Genomic DNA, 16,272 nt, shown 5'->3' with positions numbered 1-16,272 from the left:
GGGCGCGCCGCACCCTCTCTCCGAGGCCCAGGCCACCTCTGTGCCACGCCTGGATGGTACCGGCCACAGGCCCGGCCTGGCCGGCATCGCTTCATGGCAGCCGAGGACCGACAGCCTCGATTCCGGTCCGTGCTCAAGCAAAGGGCTTGGTTGCCGATAAGACCGCTGTTACGCCATAGGCCGCGAAGTCTTCAATGGGATGGGAGCAGCCGCTGCAATCCGCTGGCTGCCCATCACCGTGCCCTTCAGTGCTGCATCGCATTACCCGCATCCTGCGTCTTACCCAGTTCATCGCCTTGCTGCTGGTACTGGGCATGGGCGGGGTGCTGTACGGCTTCTTCGTGGAGTTCGAAAAGGCCAGCCGGTGGGTAGAGCACACGCACGAGCTGATCGACGAGATCGAGCAGGTGCGCCTCAATGCATTGCGCGCGGGTACCTGGCTGCGCAGCTATGGCGTCTATCCGTCCGCGGGTTACCTGGAGCGGGTGCGGTCATCGGCTGCGACATCCGTTCAGGCGGCACATCGCGTGAGGGAGCTCACGCTGGACAGCCGACCCGAACAGGCGCGGGCGCAGGCGGTGCTCGCAGCGCTGTCGCAGGTGCTCGACATCTACCTGGCGTCGGCCGACATCGCGCAGCAGCTGGGCCCTTCAGCCTTGAAGGAAATGACGGCGGCCCAGGTCAGTCGCGATATCACGAAAGAGCTCAGAGTGCAGCTCGACGAGCTCGAAGCCATTGAACGTGATCTGCTCAAGGCCAGAAGTGCGACCGAGCAACAGCGGCTGGCTGGCTTCAAGCAGGTACTGGCCCTGGCTGGCGTGCTGTTCACCTTGGCCATGCTGTGGTCCATCCGGTACTCGGGCCAGATCCTGCGCCTGAGCGAGAAGCAAGTCATCCAGTTGCAGACCAACGCCACGCGCGACCCCCTCACGGGGTTGCTCAACCGCCGTGGTCTGGAAGAGTTCCTCGCCGGCCCCACCGATGAGCTTTCCAAGGGCGGTGGCGAGCGTGTCGCGGTCCTCGCATTCGACCTTGACGACTTCAAGCCGGTAAACGACCGGTTCAGCCATGCCGCTGGGGACCAAGTGTTGATGGAGATCGCCCGCAGGCTGCAGGAGCAATGCCGCAGCGATGACGCCGTGGCCCGGGTGGGCGGGGACGAGTTCGTCGTCGTACTGCGCCGTGTCGGCTCGCGGCACGAGGCCATTTCAATTGCGAAACGGATCCGTTCACGTATCACGCAACCCATCTCGCTCGCTGCCGCAGAGGTTCGCGTGGACGCATCCATCGGCATTTCGATGCTGCATGAGGACGAGTCCGATGTGGGGGCCCTGCTCAAGGCGGCCGACAAGCACATGTACCTGGCAAAGCGGGCAGGCAAGGGCCAAGTCCGCACTGGTGATCCGGCGGTTGCCTGAGGCTCCGAGTCCGTTTCAGTCACTTCCTGGACGAAAGTGGTCACCCGAACTTCACCAGGTTCAGCGCCGGCAGCGGCCCGCCGGGGAACTGCGCCAGGCGCGCGCCCACGTCCAGCCCTCCGAGATCGATGCCGAAGAAGCCCAGTCGTTCGATCAGCGCGGCCACCGCCGCCTTGGCCTGCGGGTCGTCTCCCGAATAGAAGAGCACGCGCCGTCCGCCCTCGGCCTGAGGGGCTGCTGCCAGCAGGTGCGCCTGCAGGTGATTGAAGGCTTTCACGACGCGGGCTCCCGGCACAAGGTCGGTGAAGACCGCGCTGGATGTGCGCCCGTGCAGGTCAACCGCCCGGAAGCTCGGCGCCTCGATGGGGTTGTTGGCGTCGATGACGACGCGGCCGCCGAAGTCCGGCAGCCCGGCCAGCGCCGCCGGCAGCTTTGACCAGTTCACGGCCACGACGACGAGCTCCTGCGCAGCGGCTTGCTCGCGCGTGCCGGCTGTGATCCCGGGCAGTTCGCGCACCAGGGCTTGCAGCGAGTCGGGGCCGCGGCTGTTGGCCAGCGTCGCGGGGATGCCGGCACGAGACAGGGCGCGGGCGAGGGCGCTGCCGATCTGGCCGGCGCCGAGGATGCCGATGGAGGGGGTGGTCATGACGGGCTCCTGATGGTGGATCGGTAACGGGACTCAGGCGGTGAAGCCGCCGTCGGCGACGATGTCCGCGCCGGTGACGAAGGCCGCATCGTCGCGGGCCAGGAACGCCACCACGCTGGCGATCTCCTGCGGCCGGCCGTAGCGCCCGACGGCCATGCCGGGGCCGACGATCTTCGACACCGGACCGCCGTCCGGATTCATGTCGGTGTCGGTGGGGCCGGGATGCACCGTGTTGACGGTGATGCCGCGCGGGCCCAGGTCGCGCACCAGGCCGCGCGTGAACCCGGCGACGGCGCCCTTGGTGAGCGTGTAGAGCGAGGCGCCGCCGAAGGCGGCGTAGCGCGTCATGGACGAGCCGATGTGCACGATGCGGCCGCCCGCGCCCATGTGCCGCACGGCGGCCTGCGTGGCGACGAGCACACCGGTGACGTTCACGTCCAGCATGCGCTGCACGTCCTCGATGCGGATGTCGTCGATGGGGCCGCCCAGCGCGATGCCGGCGTTGTTCACCAGGATATCGAGCCGGCCGAAGGTCTGGACCGTCTTCTCGACGGCGGCGCGCACCGCGGCCGGGTCGCCAGCGTCGGCCGCCAGCGCCAGGGCGTGACCGCCGGCCGCCTCGATGGCCTGCGCCACCTCGGCCGCCCTGGCGGGCGAGCTGCTGTAGGTGAAGGTCACGGCGGCGCCGTCGGCGGCGAGCCGCCTGGCGATGGCCGCGCCGATGGAGCGCGAGCCGCCGGTGACGAGGGCGACCTTGCCGGACAGGGGCAGCGCGGTGGCGACAGCAGCGGGGGCGGTGGTGGACATGGCGGGTTCCTTTGGGAAGTGGAGTGGGGTGGACGTGACTGTGATCGCCACACTCCCTTTCGATAAGCAGGCAATGGCTGGAATCACTTTCAAGCGGTGCTTTAAAGTGGTTGCCTATGGAAAGCCTGGTGAACCTGGAGTGCTTCGTGCGCAGTGCCGAGCTGGGCGGCTTCTCGGCGGCGGCGCGGCGCCTGGGACTGACGCCCGCGGCGGTGAGCCGCAACGTGGCGCTGCTGGAGCGGCGCCTGGGCGTGCGCCTGTTCCAACGCTCCACGCGCAAGCTGACGCTGACCGAGGCGGGTGAGCGCTTCCTGCAGGCCGTGGCCGGCAACCTGGAGGCGCTGCAGGCGGCCATCGCCGGTGTTGCGGCCGATGGTGGCGAGCCGGCGGGCGTCCTGAAACTCAGCCTGGCGCCCACCTTCGGCTTGGCGCACGTCCTGCCGTTGCTGCCCGAGTTCCTGCGGCGCCACCCGCTGGTGCGGCCGGAATGGCACTTCGAGAACCGCATGGTGGACCTGATCGCCGAGGGCTACGACGCCGCCATCGGCGGCGGCTTCGAGCTCTCGCCCGGCGTGGTGTCGCGCACGCTGGCGCCGGCGCACATCGTGGCGGTGGCTGCGCCGGCCTACCTGGCGGGGCGGGCGGCGCCGCAGGACCCATCGCACCTGAAGGCGCTCGACGGCATCGTGATGCGATCCGGGCGCACCGGGCGCATCCGGCGCTGGACGATGCGCGACGCCGACGCGCGCGAGATGGCCGCGGAGCAGCCGCAGACACTGGTCGTCAACGAGCCCGCCGCGATGCGCGAAGCCGCACTGCTGGGACTGGGTGTGGCGCTGCTGGCCGTGCCGGACGTGCTGGCGCACATCGAGCGCGGCGAGCTGCTGCGGCTGCTGCCGCGCTGGTGGGCGGATGCGGGGTCGATCTCGCTGTACTACCCCAGCCGCACGCTGCTGCCAGCCAAGACCCGGGCGTTCGTGGACTTCGTAGTGGAGCGCTTCGCCCAGGACCGTCTCACGGAGCGGCTGGGTGGCGGGTCGTAGTCAGGGATACCCCAACGGCGCACAAGACCGTTGCCGGGACAGCCGGTTCTGCCCTGGGCCGCCTTGTACGGCGTCCGGAAACTGAACACACCTCTGGAGCGGTAGAGAGCCGCACGAACTTGCCGCGTCGCACCAGGTCTGGCGCTTCGTGGATTCGCAATTCGAGGCGAGGCCAGAGCAACCACGGTGCAGCGGCTTGGCTGAGGCGCCGCCCCACAGCAGCGCCCTTGGATTCGCGCCCTTAACTGTTGGCAAAAAATAGCTTGACCGCTTGAGGTGGGCTGTCTCCTAGCTCACCGATGGCGCACACGAAGTGCGCCGAACCGCGGACCCGGATCTGGAAGGCCGCCGCGAGCTCGACGCGCAAGTCCGGTGCGAGCAGCGTCGCGGCGCCATCGTCGCCAAGAGTTGCCGATAAGGGCGCCGCTCGGATGGCAAGGCCACTGCGACAGGCGCCTCAGGGCGGCCGCTCATGGTTGGCCCGCCATGGACACGAAGGGCATCACTCGTTGGCGCTGTGCGGATTGGTCGGCATCCGCTGCTGCCGAGCCTCCGAGGCTTTGTTGCCATGCATACCCGTCGTTGCTGATTCGCCTCCTGGACCGCTGCTTAGATACGTGTCCGGCCTCGGGACAAGCCCGTTGAGGCCGTTTCGTCGATGTACGAGGAGAAGCAGCATGGAATTGATTCCTCATGTCCGGGTGCGTGCTGGCGTGCTGGCGTCCTTGCTTGGGCTGTGCCTCCTGGGCACAGCGTTGGCGCCAGCCGGCGCAGCCGCCGCGCCGGCGGCGTTGAAGTACCGCTTCGAGGGCATCGACTTGCCCGAGTACGCACTGCTCGAGGCGGTCGGGCTGAACAACAAGGGGGAAGTAGCCCTCAACGCCGCCAAGTCCTTTTTCACAGAGCTCAACCCGTCCATCTACAGCCAGGGCACTTTCACCAGTGTCGCAGACCGCTTTCGCTTCCTGCACGGCATCAACGACCGTGGCGACCTCATCGGCGAAACGCTGGACCGCAACCGGGCCTCGCTGTGGCGCGACGGCCAGATGATCGATCTGCGTACCACCTTCGGCGGTGCTGTCAGCGACGGCGTGGCCGTAGCGATCAACAACCAGGGGCAGGTCACAGGCACCATGAGGCCCCAGTTCTCCGACTTCGCCCAGGGCTTTGTCTATGACGGCAATGTCAGCCGCTACCTGGAGATGCCCAGCAACAGGGGCGTCACGCCCTGGGACATCAACGAGCACGGCGTCGTGGCCGGCCAGTTCGAGCAGCCAGGACGCATCGAAGGTGAATACCTGGGCTTCGTGCATGACGGTACCCGAGCCACCGTGCTGCCCACGCTGGGTGGCCCTTACAGTTATGCCTACGGCATCAACGATGCCGGCCAGGCGGTAGGTCACACCTTCACCGCCGACTCTCCCAACAACATTGGCTACCTCTATAGCGATGGCGTCATGACCCCGCTGCCGGGAGTGAGCAGCGCCCGCGACATCAACAATCACGGCTGGATCGTGGGCTATGGCGGCCGTGGTGAAACGGAGGCGGTGTTGCTCCGCGACGGGGAACTGATTTATCTCAACGACCTGATCCCGGACGAGGTCGCGGCGCACTGGCGGCTCAGAGATGCCACGGCGATCAACGACCGTGGGCAAATCATCGGTTCGGCCTTGTTCCTCGACAGCGGCCAGCTCCGTCCCTTCCTGATGACGCCGGTGCCCGAGCCAGCGGAATGGATGTTGCTGCTGGCGGGGCTGGGCGTGGTGGGCGCGGTGGCGGCCCGGCGCAAGGGGTCTTCGTGCCAGTCCATGGCAGCGCCGGCGTGAGCCGGCGCGTAGGCCGATCAGGCGCAGCCTAGTCGGCGGTATTCAGGGGGGATGCCAAGCGCCAGCGCGGCGGGGGGTGGGCGTCAGCCCGTCCCCCAAGAGGGCAGGCGAAGCGCGCAGCGGCGGCCGTCAGGCCGCCGCGCAAGGCGGCAGGGATTGAAGCCCGAAGGGGCTCGATGCGGAGCACGAAGCCTAGTCCTGTACGTGCGGCGCAGGAGCCGCTTAAACCACCTGCTTTCAGAACTGCGAGCCCGGCCGCTTGAGCGCATCCAGCGCCATGCGCAGGCTGTAGCCCGAGACGCGCTCGCCGGCATCGGCACGCTGCACCATCCGTGCAGCCCAAGCCCGCTCCCGGCCGGCAATGGGTGCAACCGGGCGCAGGTACTTGCGTCGAATCTCAGCCGCCCGCTGCGGTTCTTTCGGCTCGGGAGCGGCTTGGAATGCTGGTGCTGGTGCGCTGGCGCAAAGCTCGCGGAAGCGAGCTGCGGTAGGCGGCTCAGCCGGGTCCATCAGCGCCAGCGCGTATTCGATGGCCTGGGGGCGCTCTGCGTAGTTGGCCAGCTCGCGCTTCCAATCTGCCTTTACCTCGTCCACCGACACGTCTTCCCAGCGGGCTAGGAACGCACGGCCGTACCGTAGCGTGAGCCTGTGGAACAAGGCTTGAACGAAGTCAGTGCGCGGCATTACTTCCTCCGTGGCAATCTTGGCAGTGTCAATCGCGTTCGACGTCCTCGTTTCGGACCCGCCTTGCCATGGGGTCACTATAAAACTTGAAGGAATTTAGAGTGCGCCCCTGTGATGATGATTACAGTCTGCTGCATGGAAATCGACAACGAAGCTCAACTGCGTCGGGAGATCGGCGAACGCATCCGCCGTGCCCGCAAGAGCGCACGCGGCGGCCAGGGGTTCCGACAAATTGAGGTCGCCGACGTTCTGGGCAAGAAGGGTGAGGGAACGGTCTCATCATGGGAAACGGGCCGTGCGCTGCCCGACGCCATGACGCTGCGATGGATGGCGCAAAACTATGGTGTTTCGGTAGACGAATTGCTGGTGCTGAAGGAACCACAGGAGACCACCCAACAGCCATTGCTGGAGCCGCTGAAGCCGGTGCAACCTGTACTTCAGGAACCGGCTTCTACCCGTGTGCGACGCGCTGACACCATCGAGTTGCCCATTTCGGACTTGGTACGTGTCATCCAGCACGCCGTAGCCAATGGGCTGAGCGACGAACGCGAAGTGAGAGTGTTCTTGCAAGGCGTGCAAGCTGCCATTATTGCAAGCAGTACAGGCTGATGGACTAATGATTTAATTTAAGAACTTTATTCAATCCCGCTTCATGCGGGTTTTCTTTTGTCTGACCAACAGTAAATTACAATCTAGAACAAGTCACTTAGTTTGAAATAACAATTATACGTTCATTTGAATTAGAATTGTCTCCATGCACCAGGGCAGGTGCTACAGGAGATAGAGATGGTTGGTTCTGATTTCTCCCACTGCGTCTACAGCTTCAAGAGCACCTTCGCTGGCATCCCGGTCGAGATTCAGTACGAGGTCGAAGTCAACGAGGACCACCGTGGCCGGGACGTCGTGGTCATCCCGACGGCCTGCGTCATCGGTGACCACGCGGTCGATCTGTGCGAAGACGCCGGCTTCTTCCATCCCGAGCAGTTGAAGAAGTGGCTGGCGCAAGCCGAAGCCGACCACGAGAAGGCCGGCGAAGACGACAGCGAGCCCGACGACTACGCCGATCCCTGGGCGGCCTCCGCTGCCGAGGATCGCTGGATCGCCGAGCGCGAGCGCATCCACCACGCCCGCGCGGGGTACTGAAATGGAAGGGCTGTGCATCACGCGCAGCCCGTGGCCCCCGGCGCGGGGCCATGCGGCGGCACCCAGCCAAACGCCCTTTTCTGATCGCCTGTATTTCGGTTTTCAGCCCGGCCCCTACTACCTGGGAGCCAGCGGGCGAACCGTGCTTCACGACAACTTGCCGAGCCCTGGCGGTCTGGTGGCCGTGGTGCCGGTCCTGGCGAACGCGCATCTGCTCAAGGCCGCGCCCGATCTGTTCGCCGTTGCTCAAGCCCTGGCGCATTTGCCTGCTGCACCCAGCACCGAAGCCCTGGCGGTGCTGGTTGAAGCGGCGCATGTGGCCGTGGCGCGTGCCCTGGGAGCGATGCAATGAGCAGCGCCACCCATCAGTCAGCGATCCATCTGCTGACCGCACACCTGCCTATCAACCCGGTGCAGCGCATTCGCATCCTGGTCCTGGTCGGACACCACGAGGCCGAGTGCGTTGCCGAGGAACTGAGCGACCCGGACTGCCCGCCTTGCCGGTTCGGACACCGCTGCCAGTCGGGCGAAGACTGCCCGATACGCGATCTGGAGCGCCGCCATGGGTGACCTCTACGCCACCGATGCGGCCCTGGCCGAGCAGGCCGTGGCTGACGCCTTCACGCACACGCGCAACGACCGCACCGGCTCCTTCGCCTGGGAAGTCGCCGGGTGCATTGCAGGGCTGGTGCTGGCGCTGCTGTCCGCGCCGGCCTTCTCGCTCTGAGTCACTGGGCCTCGGTCGGCGGCCCTTCTTGCCGACCTTGTTGGAGTACCTGCCATGTCGAACGCTCTTGGCCCCGTCATCGGTAACCGCCTCGCCGACGCTCGCCGGGCCATGCTCAAGCCGCACCTGCGCGAGCGGCTGGCGCTGTTGGCGAGCCGCAGCACGCCGCTGGGCACCATCAATGCCGACGAGCACGGGCGGCTGTCTTTCGCCCCGAAGGATGACCCGTTGCGCGGCTGGGATCGGATCGAGGGCGACGGGCGCCCCATGCCACGCTCCGCGTTCCGGCCGGGACAGCGCGTGCGGGTCGATGCCACGGTGGGTGAGTTGCTGACGCACGAGCGGCACCCGTTCGAGCCTGACGAAGCCGCCGCCGTGGCCGGCCGCGAGGGCGTCGTGATCGGGCACCCGGGATGCGCCTTGCTCGGGCTGGTGTTGGTCCGCCTGGACAGCGAGCACTGGACCTTCTTGCCGGAATACCTGGTGCTCGCGCCGCCAGCCGAGGGCGACGACGAACACGCGGCCATGACCAGTAGCCCGGCCTTCGACCCCTACGGCGAGCCGCTGGCGCTGGGCGACACGGTGCAGGGCATGGACGGGCGCATCGGGCGCGTGTCGCTCATCAAGCCGCAGCGCCTGGGCGTGGTGTTCGAGCGCGGCGGCGCATGGTGCGGCGACATGAGTTGTCGCGGCTCGTTCCGGCTGCTGGTCAAGGCCAGTGCCTGGGAGTGCCCCAACGGCTGCCCGTTCTGAGGGGAAGGCCGCGCCATGCTTTCTGACGCTCAGAAGGCGCTGCGCCGCACCGGCGTGGGCGCTTCGGAATGCGCCGCGGCCCTGGGGCTGAGTCCGTACCAGACCCGGTTCGATCTGTACCGGGTCAAGCGCGGCGAGGCACCGGAAGGCCCGGACAACCTGGCGATGCGCTTTGGCCTGGCGGCCGAGCCCTTCATCCTTTCCGAGTTCCAGCGCGCGCACCCTGATGATCTGCTGATCGTTGCGCCCGACACCATGCGGCGCGGGCGTCTTCTTGCGCACTTGGACGCCTGGGTGCCCGGCCGCTTCTCCGTGCAGGCCAAGACCGCGCGTACTCGACAGGGATGGGGCGAGTCCGGCTCGCCTGACATACCGCAGCACTACCTCTTGCAGGTCCAGCAAGAACTGCTGCTTTCGGGTGAGGCGGTGTCCTTCGTGCCGGTCCTGTTCGGCGGCGCGGAGTACGACGAATTCGTGGTCGAGGCCGACCGCGAGCTGCAGGAGCTGATCGAGGACGGCGTCAATGAGTTCTGGCGGCTTGTGGAGCGCGGCGAACCGCCGGAACCCGTCACGCTGGACGACATGCTGGCGCGCTTCGGACATGCCAGCCGTGCCGAGCAGGTGACAGCCAACGCCGAAGTGCTGCGCGCGGCCCGCGACCTGCACGCCATCAAGGCGCAGCGTGAGCAACTGGACGCCACCGAGGCCGCCCTGAAGGCGCTGCTCATGGGCGCCCTGGGTGAGCGCGACACGCTGGTGGACCCGACGGGCCACACCCTCGCCACATGGCGGGCCACCAAGCCCGCGCGGCGCTTCGACGCCGCAGCCTTCGAGGCCGCGCACCCGACGCTGTATCGGGAGTTCCTGCGCACCGGCGAGCCAGGGCGGCAGTTCCGGCTCAAGGACGACAAGTGAGCCTTTTTGGGAAGGCTGGCGCGCGCAGCAAGGGCCTTCCCTGTCCACCTCCACAGGAGAACGACATGAGCGAGATCGAAGTCATCCAGAACCCGTTCGACGCCGCGCCGGGCGCTTCCCGCAGCGTGGCCGAAGGGGCCGGCGCGCGGGCGGTGCAGGCCCGAGAGAGCGCCGAGGTCATGGCGCTGGCGATGATGGCCAAGCGCTTTCCTCGCGATGTGATCCGCGCCACGGACCGGATCAGGAATTCCTTTACTCGGCAGACCCTGGCCGAGAAAGCCCAGTACCAGTACAGCCGTGGCGGCAGCGATGTGGTCGGCCCGAGCATCCGCGCCGCTGAAGCGATGGCCCAGAGCTGGGGCAACGTCAGCAGCGGGTGGCGTGAGATCGGCCGCTACGTCGCCCCTGACGGCGTGGGCGTGTCCGAGGTCGAAGCGTTTTGCGTTGACCACGAAACCAACAACCGCGAGGTCATCCAGTTTTTCGTGCGCCACTGGCGCGACACCAAGCATGGCGGCTACCGGCTCAAGGACGAGCGCGACATCTACGAGCTGTGCGCCAACCAGGCCGCGCGGCGCAAGCGGGCGTGCATCCTGGCGCAGATCCCGGGAGACGTGACGGAAATGGCGATGGAGCAGGCCAGCGCCACGCTGCGTGCCAAGGCCGACACCAGCCCCGAGGGCATCAAGCGGCTGCTCGACACCTTCGCCGGGGAGTTCGGCGTGACCAAGGAGCAGATCGAGCGCCGCATCCAGCGCCGCATCGAGTCGATTCAGCCGGCGCAGGTGGTGGGCTTGAAGCGCATCTACGTCAGCCTGCGCGACGAGATGAGCACGCCCGCCGACTGGTTCGAACCGGTGGAAGTGGCGCCGGCGGCCAACGATGCGCAAGGCGAAAGCGGTGCTGGCGCTGCTGGTCAGGCGCCCACCGCTGCCGACAAGGCCAAGGCGATGCTTCGCGAGCGCGCGAGGCCATCAGCGGTACCGGCGCCGGCACCTGCGGCCGAAGGCGAGGGGCAAGAGCCCGAGGCCGCGCCAGCACCGGCTGCGGCCTCTGCGCCCGACCGCCCGATGGCGCCGCCGCCTCAGGCCCGCCGCGGCTTCGACGCCGACGCTTTCGCCGAGCAGATGCAGCGCGCGGCTGACAAGGGCGACGCCGACACGCTCGATGCCCTGGGCGAGCAACTGCGGGACGTGCTGGACGAGGACTTGCGCGCCACGCTCACCGACATGCACGCGCGGCTGCGTGCGGGGCTGGGCCAACCGCCACGCCAGCAACCGCCTGCGGCTCCCGTGCCGCCGCCGCGCCGCCGCACTGCTCCCTGACGGCAACAGCCGCCAAGTCGAACAGGTTTTCAGGGCGACACCAGCGGCGGTGGGGTGCTTCTCCGTCCTCCCCCTTGCTTCCCATCTCGCGCAGCGCACGCGCTGCCGCCCTTTCTTCTTCCCCCTCTTGGGTCAAGCATTGGAGCAAAGACGATGGCAACGACGTGCACTGATCGCGCAGCACCAGCAGTGGCGCCGGCACCTCAGCGGGCACGGCCCATGTCCGGCCGCGGTGGTGGCTTCCAGTACGGCTCCTTTGGCAAGCGCATCGTGGCGTTCTGTCGTGTGCCGCGCACCACGCAGGCCGTTGAAGCCGAGTTTGGGGAGGGCGCACGGCACAGCTTCTACAGCCTGGTGAGAAATCGCCTGCTCGTGAACCTGCGCCCGTGCAAGGGCAAGGTGCCCGGCGTGTACGTCGATGCGCGGCACGCGCATGAATTTCCCGAGCCGGTGGAGATGCCGCGGCGCAAGGCGCGCGCCCGGCCGCTGGGCCGCGAAACCATCATTTGGTTCCCGCCGGTGCCAGGCGCCATGCCGCGCCCGTTCAGGAGCGTGCTGCTGCGCGTGCAGACGTCAGGTGGCTCGCTCGTTGAAGGTGGCTGCCTGTGGAGTGGCGCGGAGTGGCTTTCAGCCGCTGGGCAGCCCGTGGCGGCGCGCGTGATCGAGTGGGCCTACCAGCCGCGCGGCTCTGGCGCCTGTCACTGCAACTGCAGTGCTACTCCGGAGAGGTTGGCGCCAGCGGTGCCGTGATTGGCTCGGTGCGCGGAGAGAGGACCAGCGTTGGATGTTCGCCTGCCGCAAGCAGCATCAAGGTCCAGCGCCAGCTGTTGAGTCTGCGTGGTGTGCCTCGGCGGTCCTCGCCACGTTCGATCTCGCTGACGGCCGAGCTATCCGTGAGGCCCACGACGCCGGCGGTGTAGCTCAGCGTCCACCCCATACGCACCCGAAGATCACGCACCTGCTCTCCAGTGGGTTCAGGCAGTTCCGGGTAGAACGGCTCGGTAAAAAGCTTCGGTCGGCCGCGCTTCGGGCGCTCGGGCAGTGTATCGGCATCGCTGCTCGCGGACATGGATGGTGGCCCCTCGTGGAAATTCGATGGGCTGGATTCTGGCAGTCCGTGTCAGGGCCTCGGACGCCCACCACACGGACATGCGCCGCTGCTAAGCATGTAAGAATTTACAGCTTCGAGCCCTACACTCATGCCTGGAGAAAACATGGCTGAGTCGTCGATTGAGTGGACCGAACACACCTGGAATCCGGTCACCGGATGCACAAAGGTGTCACCGGGGTGCAAGCACTGCTATGCCGAGACGATGGCACGTAGGCTCAAGGCCATGGGTGCGGCCGGCTATGACCGAGGCTTCGAGCTGACGTTGCACCCGCAAAGGCTGGAGCAGCCGCTACGGCGCAAGACGCCAACCACTTACTTCGTCAATTCGATGTCTGACCTGTTCCATGAAGGCGTGCCGGACGCCTTCATAGAGCAGGTGTTGGACGTGTGCACGCGCACGCCGCAGCACACCTACCAAGTGCTCACTAAACGGGCCGAGCGCCTTCCGACCTTCTTTGCTTCACGCCGTTGCCCGGACAACGTGTGGCTGGGCGTGTCTGTGGAAGATCGTAAGTACGGAGTGCCGCGTATCGCGCAGCTGCAGCAGGTCCAGGCTGCGTCAGTGCGTTTCTTGTCGGTAGAACCATTGCTGGAGGATCTGGGCCAGCTGGACCTCACCGGCATCCACTGGGTCATCGTTGGAGGCGAGAGCGGCGTCAAGGCACGTCCGATGAAAGAGGCCTGGGCCGATAGCGTGCGCCGCCAAGCGCTTGCTCAAGGTGTGGCTTTCTTCTTCAAGCAGTGGGGGGCCTGGGGGCCCGACGGTGTGCGCCGCGACAAAAAGCGCAACGGCCGAGAACTTGCCGGCCAGCGCTGGAACGACTTCCCAGTGCGCGTGGTTAGCAGCGCAGCTTGCTAAGGATGTTGCGAGCGACACGCCCAGCCAGATCTACGGCAGCGCGGTGTGGATTAGCTACCGCGAAGTAGAGGGCGAACAACGGTGCGCCCTTGCCATTCCCCTGGCGCAGCAGCAATGGCTCCTCGACACGCGGGAACAGGCTGCGCAATCTCTCGGTCGTGAACCGAAGGATGTCCTGGTATCCCGGATATCGCGTCACAGTTGAGCCGTCGAAAAAGTCGAACTGCTCATTCGTATAGAGGGCTGTTCGCCAAGCGTCGGTCCCGAGGAAAGCCGTCAGTCGTGCCGCCTTTCCCTCGTCAATCGCCTTTTCGTCCACCGCTGCTTGCCGGTACAACCCACTCAGGCTGACCAAGAAAAATACGTCCAACGCCGCAGTCTCACGAATTCGCTCCAGCGTCTGCCAAGTGCATTGCAGGCCATAAGGATCAAGGAACAGCACCCCGCGAGTACGTCGCCAGTTGTACCTACCCAGGATGCCAGGCAGCGCATCCTCCGCCCGACCAGGTTCCAGCATGGCGCGCCCGCCGTTGGCGTGAGTTGCCAACAATGCCCGCAACTCCAGCACATGCTTGGGCTTCTTCTCGATGAAGTGGTAGCGGCTGAAAGCAGGAGCGCAGTTCAGAGCAATCGTTGCCGACCCGTCAATGGTCTCGCTCTGCCCTCGGCCAGTCTTGATGCGACAACGGCCAGTGCCGGCGAAAGCGTCGATGTAGACCAATTCGAACGGTTGCGCCTTCAACGCTTGCGTGTAGAACCCCAGGTACTTCTGCAGGACACCCAGCTTGTCCTGAGTCCACATGCCGCCAAATCGATGTTGGGTCATGGCGCAACTATATACATCCTGTAACGTCCGGCGATGTACTAATCCTCACCTCCATGTATGCGTGCCTTGCCGGGCAGATAGTGCCTGAAGGCTGGGAAGGCGTGAGGGCACTCAGCGCCGCGATGCAGCACGCCAATCCCACGGTGGCGCTGGCGCTGGATCAGCCCACAAGCCGCGGTGCCCAACTCGTGCTTGCCGTTCCAACTACACGAGCTCGGCCGCAGGCCGGTAGCGGGTGTAGGGCCCATGCCACTCCGGCGCGTACCTGCTCGGTGCCGGCATCCCGGCCAGCACAGCGTACATGCGCCACAGTGCGGCCGTAGCGGTCCGTGTCCTGCGGTCGGATTTCAGCCTGTTGCCGGAAACAGAACGCGGCCATCGCCTGGCGGCTGCGCTCACCGAAGGGCTGTCGCTTCTCGGGCGCGTCTACCTGCGCCAGCCGCACGCGCAGCGTCTGCGCCGCAGCTTCGCAGCGCACCGTCAACGTGTCGCCGTCCGAGATCCCAACGACAAGGCACACCAGTAGCGCCGGGAGTGTCGTGGCCATGGCCAGCGTGTCTACCTTATGCCGTCACAGGCCGAATGACGCTGGCCAGCTTGTCCACGTCCTCGATCCCCACGGGAATAGGCGGCAGCCACCGCACGTCCAGAGGCCGCTGCGCCAGCGGAATCTCGCTGCCGTCTGCCCGTTTGCGTGCCCCCGTGTGGAAGCCGTGCCAATGCGCGACGCGCACATGCGGAACCGGTCCCGCATGCGTGCCACCCAAGGCCTCGCATCGCGCAGCGTAGGCACGGCGCAGCGCGGCTCCCAGGCGCACGCCCACGTCCCAGGTCGTCGGCTGCTGCGGCGCGAACAGCCGCGGCCCGCGCTTCGTGGGCACCGGCTGTGGGTTTGCCGGCGTGGCGGCTTGGCCGCCACGCGTGAACTCGGCACCGGCGCACAGGTAGAGCAGGGCATTGACCACGGGGCGTACCCAGGCGGCGACTTCGCTCACGACCAGCTGCGGCGACATGCCGCCCATGGGCGCATCCGAACCTTCCCACTCGCGCAGCGTGGCCTCGATGCCGTCATCCACCGTGCCGGCGCTCAGCACGATGTGCTGCGTCGGAGGCAGATGGGGCGCCGTTTCGTCGATGTCGGGCGTGAGGGCCAGCAGTGGGGCGCCGGCCTTCCCCACGTCGAGCCGTGCCCATGCGCCGTGCAACAGCGGGCCGGACGTGCCGGGCGTGTGCGGCGGCAAATGCAGGCCCGGCGTCTCGACATAACAACACCACTCGGGCAGTCTGGTAAGCACATCGGCCGGGATCTTCGCCGCCGGGGTGGCAATCAGCGCCGGGTAGAGGTCCGGGTCGATGCGATAGATACCCTGGGTCATGCGCCAGGTGCCCATCGTGATGGCCGCTGACATGAACGTGGCCATGCCGAGCTCGCCCAGGCTCAGCAGTTCATCGACGGTTCGCTCGGGAGAGCAGCACAGCGTGTCCGCTACCGCCTCGCCGGCTGCAGCAGACGTCACGTAGACATGGGCCGGCCAGGTCGCCGCATCGCGGCGTGCTATCTCTATCGCGTCCCAGATGGGGCGATACCTTGGCGCCACGGTGTCCAGGCGCTGGCGAGCACGGTGCTGGTGAACGCCCATCGTGTCAGGGCGCCGCCTTTCGCGGCCGGCCGCGGCGCTTTGGTGCCGGCACAAGGCCCAGGTCCGCCGGCGTCAATTCAAAAGCACGAATGAGGTTCTTGATCTTCACCAGCGCCTCCAATCGAGCCCCCTCTTCCATTTCACGCAGCCGCGCCTCGGCCTCGGCCAGTTCGGCGCGCAGCTCGGCCACGCGGGCCTTCAGGGATTCGCGGGTGGGCTTGGCAACGGGCCTGACCCAGCCCTTGGGCATGTTGTCTTCGGTTTGGTACATGGGGCGTGATGATGCCGCGTTGCCGGGGCAGGAAAAGCTGTGGCCGGGCTCAGTGACGTCAGCACGGCAGTCGCCCGCGAATGCATCGGTTTCTGCGTGCCGCGGAGACGAGCTAAGTACTCGTCTGTGGAATCTAAATTCGCCGTTTGATCTGCAGCTTTGATCTCGTTTTCGAGGCTATCGAGGAGCAGCGCCGTCTCGCCGAACGGGCACGCCCCCAGAACCAGGGTTGTTCACTGCTCCCGAATCCCGGCGTAATTGAGCAGCCTGTCGAGCGA

21 protein-coding genes are annotated in these 16,272 nt (G+C 66.6%); 13 read left to right on the top strand and 8 right to left on the bottom strand.

Annotated elements, in window-relative coordinates; all coding sequences use genetic code 11:
* Positions 1-194: 194 nt before the first annotated feature.
* Entirely contained in the window at positions 195-1,418 is a 1,224-nt protein-coding gene (locus tag Q0741_RS14505) for a diguanylate cyclase (protein WP_298233920.1), read from the top strand.
* Positions 1,419-1,458: 40 nt separating this feature from the next.
* On the opposite strand, the gene Q0741_RS14500 is transcribed toward Q0741_RS14505, so the two are convergent.
* Together Q0741_RS14500 and Q0741_RS14495 are read right to left on the bottom strand one after the other, a co-directional pair.
* Complete coding sequence (locus Q0741_RS14500) at positions 1,459-2,064, bottom strand: NADPH-dependent F420 reductase (RefSeq protein WP_298233919.1); 606 nt, start codon at positions 2,062-2,064, stop codon at positions 1,459-1,461.
* 33 nt (positions 2,065-2,097) lie between these two features.
* Positions 2,098-2,871 carry a 3-oxoacyl-ACP reductase family protein gene (locus tag Q0741_RS14495; RefSeq protein WP_298233918.1) on the bottom strand — a complete coding sequence of 258 codons (774 nt, stop codon included), beginning with the start codon at positions 2,869-2,871 and terminating at the stop codon, positions 2,098-2,100.
* A 116-nt stretch (positions 2,872-2,987) separates the two neighbouring features.
* Between Q0741_RS14495 and Q0741_RS14490 the strand changes: the two genes are divergently transcribed.
* On the top strand, positions 2,988-3,914 hold the full coding sequence (locus Q0741_RS14490; protein ID WP_298233917.1) for a LysR family transcriptional regulator: 927 nt from the start codon (positions 2,988-2,990) through the stop codon (positions 3,912-3,914).
* A gap of 677 nt (positions 3,915-4,591) precedes the next feature.
* On the top strand, positions 4,592-5,740 hold the full coding sequence (locus Q0741_RS14485; RefSeq protein ID WP_298233916.1) for a PEP-CTERM sorting domain-containing protein: 1,149 nt from the start codon (positions 4,592-4,594) through the stop codon (positions 5,738-5,740).
* A gap of 237 nt (positions 5,741-5,977) precedes the next feature.
* Here the strand turns inward: Q0741_RS14485 and Q0741_RS14480 are convergent, their stop codons facing one another.
* Positions 5,978-6,424 (bottom strand): hypothetical protein, encoded by a 447-nt coding sequence (locus Q0741_RS14480; protein ID WP_298233915.1) that lies wholly within the window; start codon positions 6,422-6,424, stop codon positions 5,978-5,980.
* Positions 6,425-6,559: 135 nt separating this feature from the next.
* Between Q0741_RS14480 and Q0741_RS14475 the strand changes: the two genes are divergently transcribed.
* The 9 genes from Q0741_RS14475 to Q0741_RS14435 all read left to right on the top strand — a co-directional run bounded on the left by Q0741_RS14475 (position 6,560) and on the right by Q0741_RS14435 (position 12,037).
* Complete coding sequence (locus Q0741_RS14475; protein WP_298233914.1) at positions 6,560-7,033, top strand: transcriptional regulator; 474 nt, start codon at positions 6,560-6,562, stop codon at positions 7,031-7,033.
* Positions 7,034-7,210: 177 nt separating this feature from the next.
* A complete protein-coding gene (locus Q0741_RS14470) occupies positions 7,211-7,567 on the top strand; it encodes a hypothetical protein (protein ID WP_298233913.1) in 357 nt (118 codons plus the stop codon).
* A 1-nt stretch (position 7,568) separates the two neighbouring features.
* Complete coding sequence (locus Q0741_RS14465; protein WP_298233912.1) at positions 7,569-7,919, top strand: hypothetical protein; 351 nt, start codon at positions 7,569-7,571, stop codon at positions 7,917-7,919.
* Positions 7,916-8,137 (top strand): hypothetical protein, encoded by a 222-nt coding sequence (locus Q0741_RS14460; RefSeq protein ID WP_298233911.1) that lies wholly within the window; start codon positions 7,916-7,918, stop codon positions 8,135-8,137. The genes Q0741_RS14465 and Q0741_RS14460 overlap by 4 nt, the downstream gene beginning before the upstream one ends.
* A complete protein-coding gene (locus tag Q0741_RS14455) occupies positions 8,130-8,294 on the top strand; it encodes a hypothetical protein (RefSeq protein WP_298233910.1) in 165 nt (54 codons plus the stop codon). Before Q0741_RS14460 ends, Q0741_RS14455 begins: the two co-directional genes overlap by 8 nt.
* A gap of 54 nt (positions 8,295-8,348) precedes the next feature.
* On the top strand, positions 8,349-9,047 hold the full coding sequence (locus tag Q0741_RS14450) for a hypothetical protein (RefSeq protein ID WP_298233909.1): 699 nt from the start codon (positions 8,349-8,351) through the stop codon (positions 9,045-9,047).
* A 15-nt stretch (positions 9,048-9,062) separates the two neighbouring features.
* A complete protein-coding gene (locus tag Q0741_RS14445; RefSeq protein ID WP_298233908.1) occupies positions 9,063-9,962 on the top strand; it encodes a YqaJ viral recombinase family protein in 900 nt (299 codons plus the stop codon).
* Between the two features lie 65 nt (positions 9,963-10,027).
* Positions 10,028-11,287 carry a hypothetical protein gene (locus Q0741_RS14440; RefSeq protein WP_298233907.1) on the top strand — a complete coding sequence of 420 codons (1,260 nt, stop codon included), beginning with the start codon at positions 10,028-10,030 and terminating at the stop codon, positions 11,285-11,287.
* Positions 11,288-11,506: 219 nt separating this feature from the next.
* Positions 11,507-12,037: a hypothetical protein gene (locus Q0741_RS14435; protein ID WP_298233906.1), complete on the top strand. Its 531-nt coding sequence runs from the start codon at positions 11,507-11,509 to the stop codon at positions 12,035-12,037.
* Here Q0741_RS14435 and Q0741_RS14430 read toward each other — a convergent pair.
* A complete protein-coding gene (locus tag Q0741_RS14430) occupies positions 12,003-12,356 on the bottom strand; it encodes a helix-turn-helix domain-containing protein (RefSeq protein ID WP_298233905.1) in 354 nt (117 codons plus the stop codon). The genes Q0741_RS14435 and Q0741_RS14430 overlap by 35 nt on opposite strands.
* 145 nt (positions 12,357-12,501) lie before the next feature.
* On the opposite strand from Q0741_RS14430, the gene Q0741_RS14425 reads away from it, so the two are divergent.
* Entirely contained in the window at positions 12,502-13,257 is a 756-nt protein-coding gene (locus Q0741_RS14425; protein ID WP_298233904.1) for a phage Gp37/Gp68 family protein, read from the top strand.
* Here Q0741_RS14425 and tcmP read toward each other — a convergent pair.
* From tcmP to Q0741_RS14405, 4 genes are all read right to left on the bottom strand, one after another.
* On the bottom strand, positions 13,238-14,083 hold the full coding sequence (gene tcmP / locus Q0741_RS14420) for a three-Cys-motif partner protein TcmP (protein ID WP_298233903.1): 846 nt from the start codon (positions 14,081-14,083) through the stop codon (positions 13,238-13,240). The two genes, Q0741_RS14425 and tcmP, sit on opposite strands and share 20 nt — an antisense overlap.
* Positions 14,084-14,243: 160 nt before the next feature.
* Positions 14,244-14,630 (bottom strand): thermonuclease family protein, encoded by a 387-nt coding sequence (locus Q0741_RS14415; RefSeq protein WP_298233902.1) that lies wholly within the window; start codon positions 14,628-14,630, stop codon positions 14,244-14,246.
* 16 nt (positions 14,631-14,646) lie between these two features.
* Complete coding sequence (locus tag Q0741_RS14410) at positions 14,647-15,723, bottom strand: hypothetical protein (RefSeq protein WP_298233901.1); 1,077 nt, start codon at positions 15,721-15,723, stop codon at positions 14,647-14,649.
* Between the two features lie 4 nt (positions 15,724-15,727).
* Positions 15,728-15,973 carry a hypothetical protein gene (locus Q0741_RS14405; protein WP_298233900.1) on the bottom strand — a complete coding sequence of 82 codons (246 nt, stop codon included), beginning with the start codon at positions 15,971-15,973 and terminating at the stop codon, positions 15,728-15,730.
* Positions 15,974-16,272: the final 299 nt, after the last annotated feature.

Origin of the sequence: uncultured Azohydromonas sp. (assembly GCF_937926365.1) — a bacterium.
Lineage (GTDB): Bacteria > Pseudomonadota > Gammaproteobacteria > Burkholderiales > Burkholderiaceae_C > Azohydromonas.
The sequence above is the reverse complement of the archived record's forward strand: the minus strand, read 5'-3'. Positions and strand labels throughout refer to the sequence as shown.

What these genes read in the sequence shown, in the direction of transcription:
- Q0741_RS14435 (WP_298233906.1), top strand. Translation starts at nt 11,507, where the DNA reads ATGTCCGGCCGCGGTGGTGGCTTCCAGTACGGCTCCTTTGGCAAGCGC.
- Q0741_RS14485 (WP_298233916.1), top strand. Translation starts at nt 4,592, where the DNA reads ATGGAATTGATTCCTCATGTCCGGGTGCGTGCTGGCGTGCTGGCGTCC.
- Q0741_RS14440 (WP_298233907.1), top strand. Translation starts at nt 10,028, where the DNA reads ATGAGCGAGATCGAAGTCATCCAGAACCCGTTCGACGCCGCGCCGGGC.
- Q0741_RS14505 (WP_298233920.1), top strand. Translation starts at nt 195, where the DNA reads ATGGGATGGGAGCAGCCGCTGCAATCCGCTGGCTGCCCATCACCGTGC.
- Q0741_RS14430 (WP_298233905.1), bottom strand. Translation starts at nt 12,356, where the DNA reads ATGTCCGCGAGCAGCGATGCCGATACACTGCCCGAGCGCCCGAAGCGC.
- Q0741_RS14445 (WP_298233908.1), top strand. Translation starts at nt 9,063, where the DNA reads ATGCTTTCTGACGCTCAGAAGGCGCTGCGCCGCACCGGCGTGGGCGCT.
- Q0741_RS14405 (WP_298233900.1), bottom strand. Translation starts at nt 15,973, where the DNA reads ATGCCCAAGGGCTGGGTCAGGCCCGTTGCCAAGCCCACCCGCGAATCC.
- tcmP (WP_298233903.1), bottom strand. Translation starts at nt 14,083, where the DNA reads ATGACCCAACATCGATTTGGCGGCATGTGGACTCAGGACAAGCTGGGT.
- Q0741_RS14425 (WP_298233904.1), top strand. Translation starts at nt 12,502, where the DNA reads ATGGCTGAGTCGTCGATTGAGTGGACCGAACACACCTGGAATCCGGTC.
- Q0741_RS14470 (WP_298233913.1), top strand. Translation starts at nt 7,211, where the DNA reads ATGGTTGGTTCTGATTTCTCCCACTGCGTCTACAGCTTCAAGAGCACC.
- Q0741_RS14455 (WP_298233910.1), top strand. Translation starts at nt 8,130, where the DNA reads ATGGGTGACCTCTACGCCACCGATGCGGCCCTGGCCGAGCAGGCCGTG.
- Q0741_RS14495 (WP_298233918.1), bottom strand. Translation starts at nt 2,871, where the DNA reads ATGTCCACCACCGCCCCCGCTGCTGTCGCCACCGCGCTGCCCCTGTCC.
- Q0741_RS14490 (WP_298233917.1), top strand. Translation starts at nt 2,988, where the DNA reads ATGGAAAGCCTGGTGAACCTGGAGTGCTTCGTGCGCAGTGCCGAGCTG.
- Q0741_RS14415 (WP_298233902.1), bottom strand. Translation starts at nt 14,630, where the DNA reads ATGGCCACGACACTCCCGGCGCTACTGGTGTGCCTTGTCGTTGGGATC.
- Q0741_RS14450 (WP_298233909.1), top strand. Translation starts at nt 8,349, where the DNA reads ATGTCGAACGCTCTTGGCCCCGTCATCGGTAACCGCCTCGCCGACGCT.
- Q0741_RS14500 (WP_298233919.1), bottom strand. Translation starts at nt 2,064, where the DNA reads ATGACCACCCCCTCCATCGGCATCCTCGGCGCCGGCCAGATCGGCAGC.
- Q0741_RS14410 (WP_298233901.1), bottom strand. Translation starts at nt 15,723, where the DNA reads ATGGGCGTTCACCAGCACCGTGCTCGCCAGCGCCTGGACACCGTGGCG.
- Q0741_RS14460 (WP_298233911.1), top strand. Translation starts at nt 7,916, where the DNA reads ATGAGCAGCGCCACCCATCAGTCAGCGATCCATCTGCTGACCGCACAC.
- Q0741_RS14465 (WP_298233912.1), top strand. Translation starts at nt 7,569, where the DNA reads ATGGAAGGGCTGTGCATCACGCGCAGCCCGTGGCCCCCGGCGCGGGGC.
- Q0741_RS14480 (WP_298233915.1), bottom strand. Translation starts at nt 6,424, where the DNA reads ATGCCGCGCACTGACTTCGTTCAAGCCTTGTTCCACAGGCTCACGCTA.
- Q0741_RS14475 (WP_298233914.1), top strand. Translation starts at nt 6,560, where the DNA reads ATGGAAATCGACAACGAAGCTCAACTGCGTCGGGAGATCGGCGAACGC.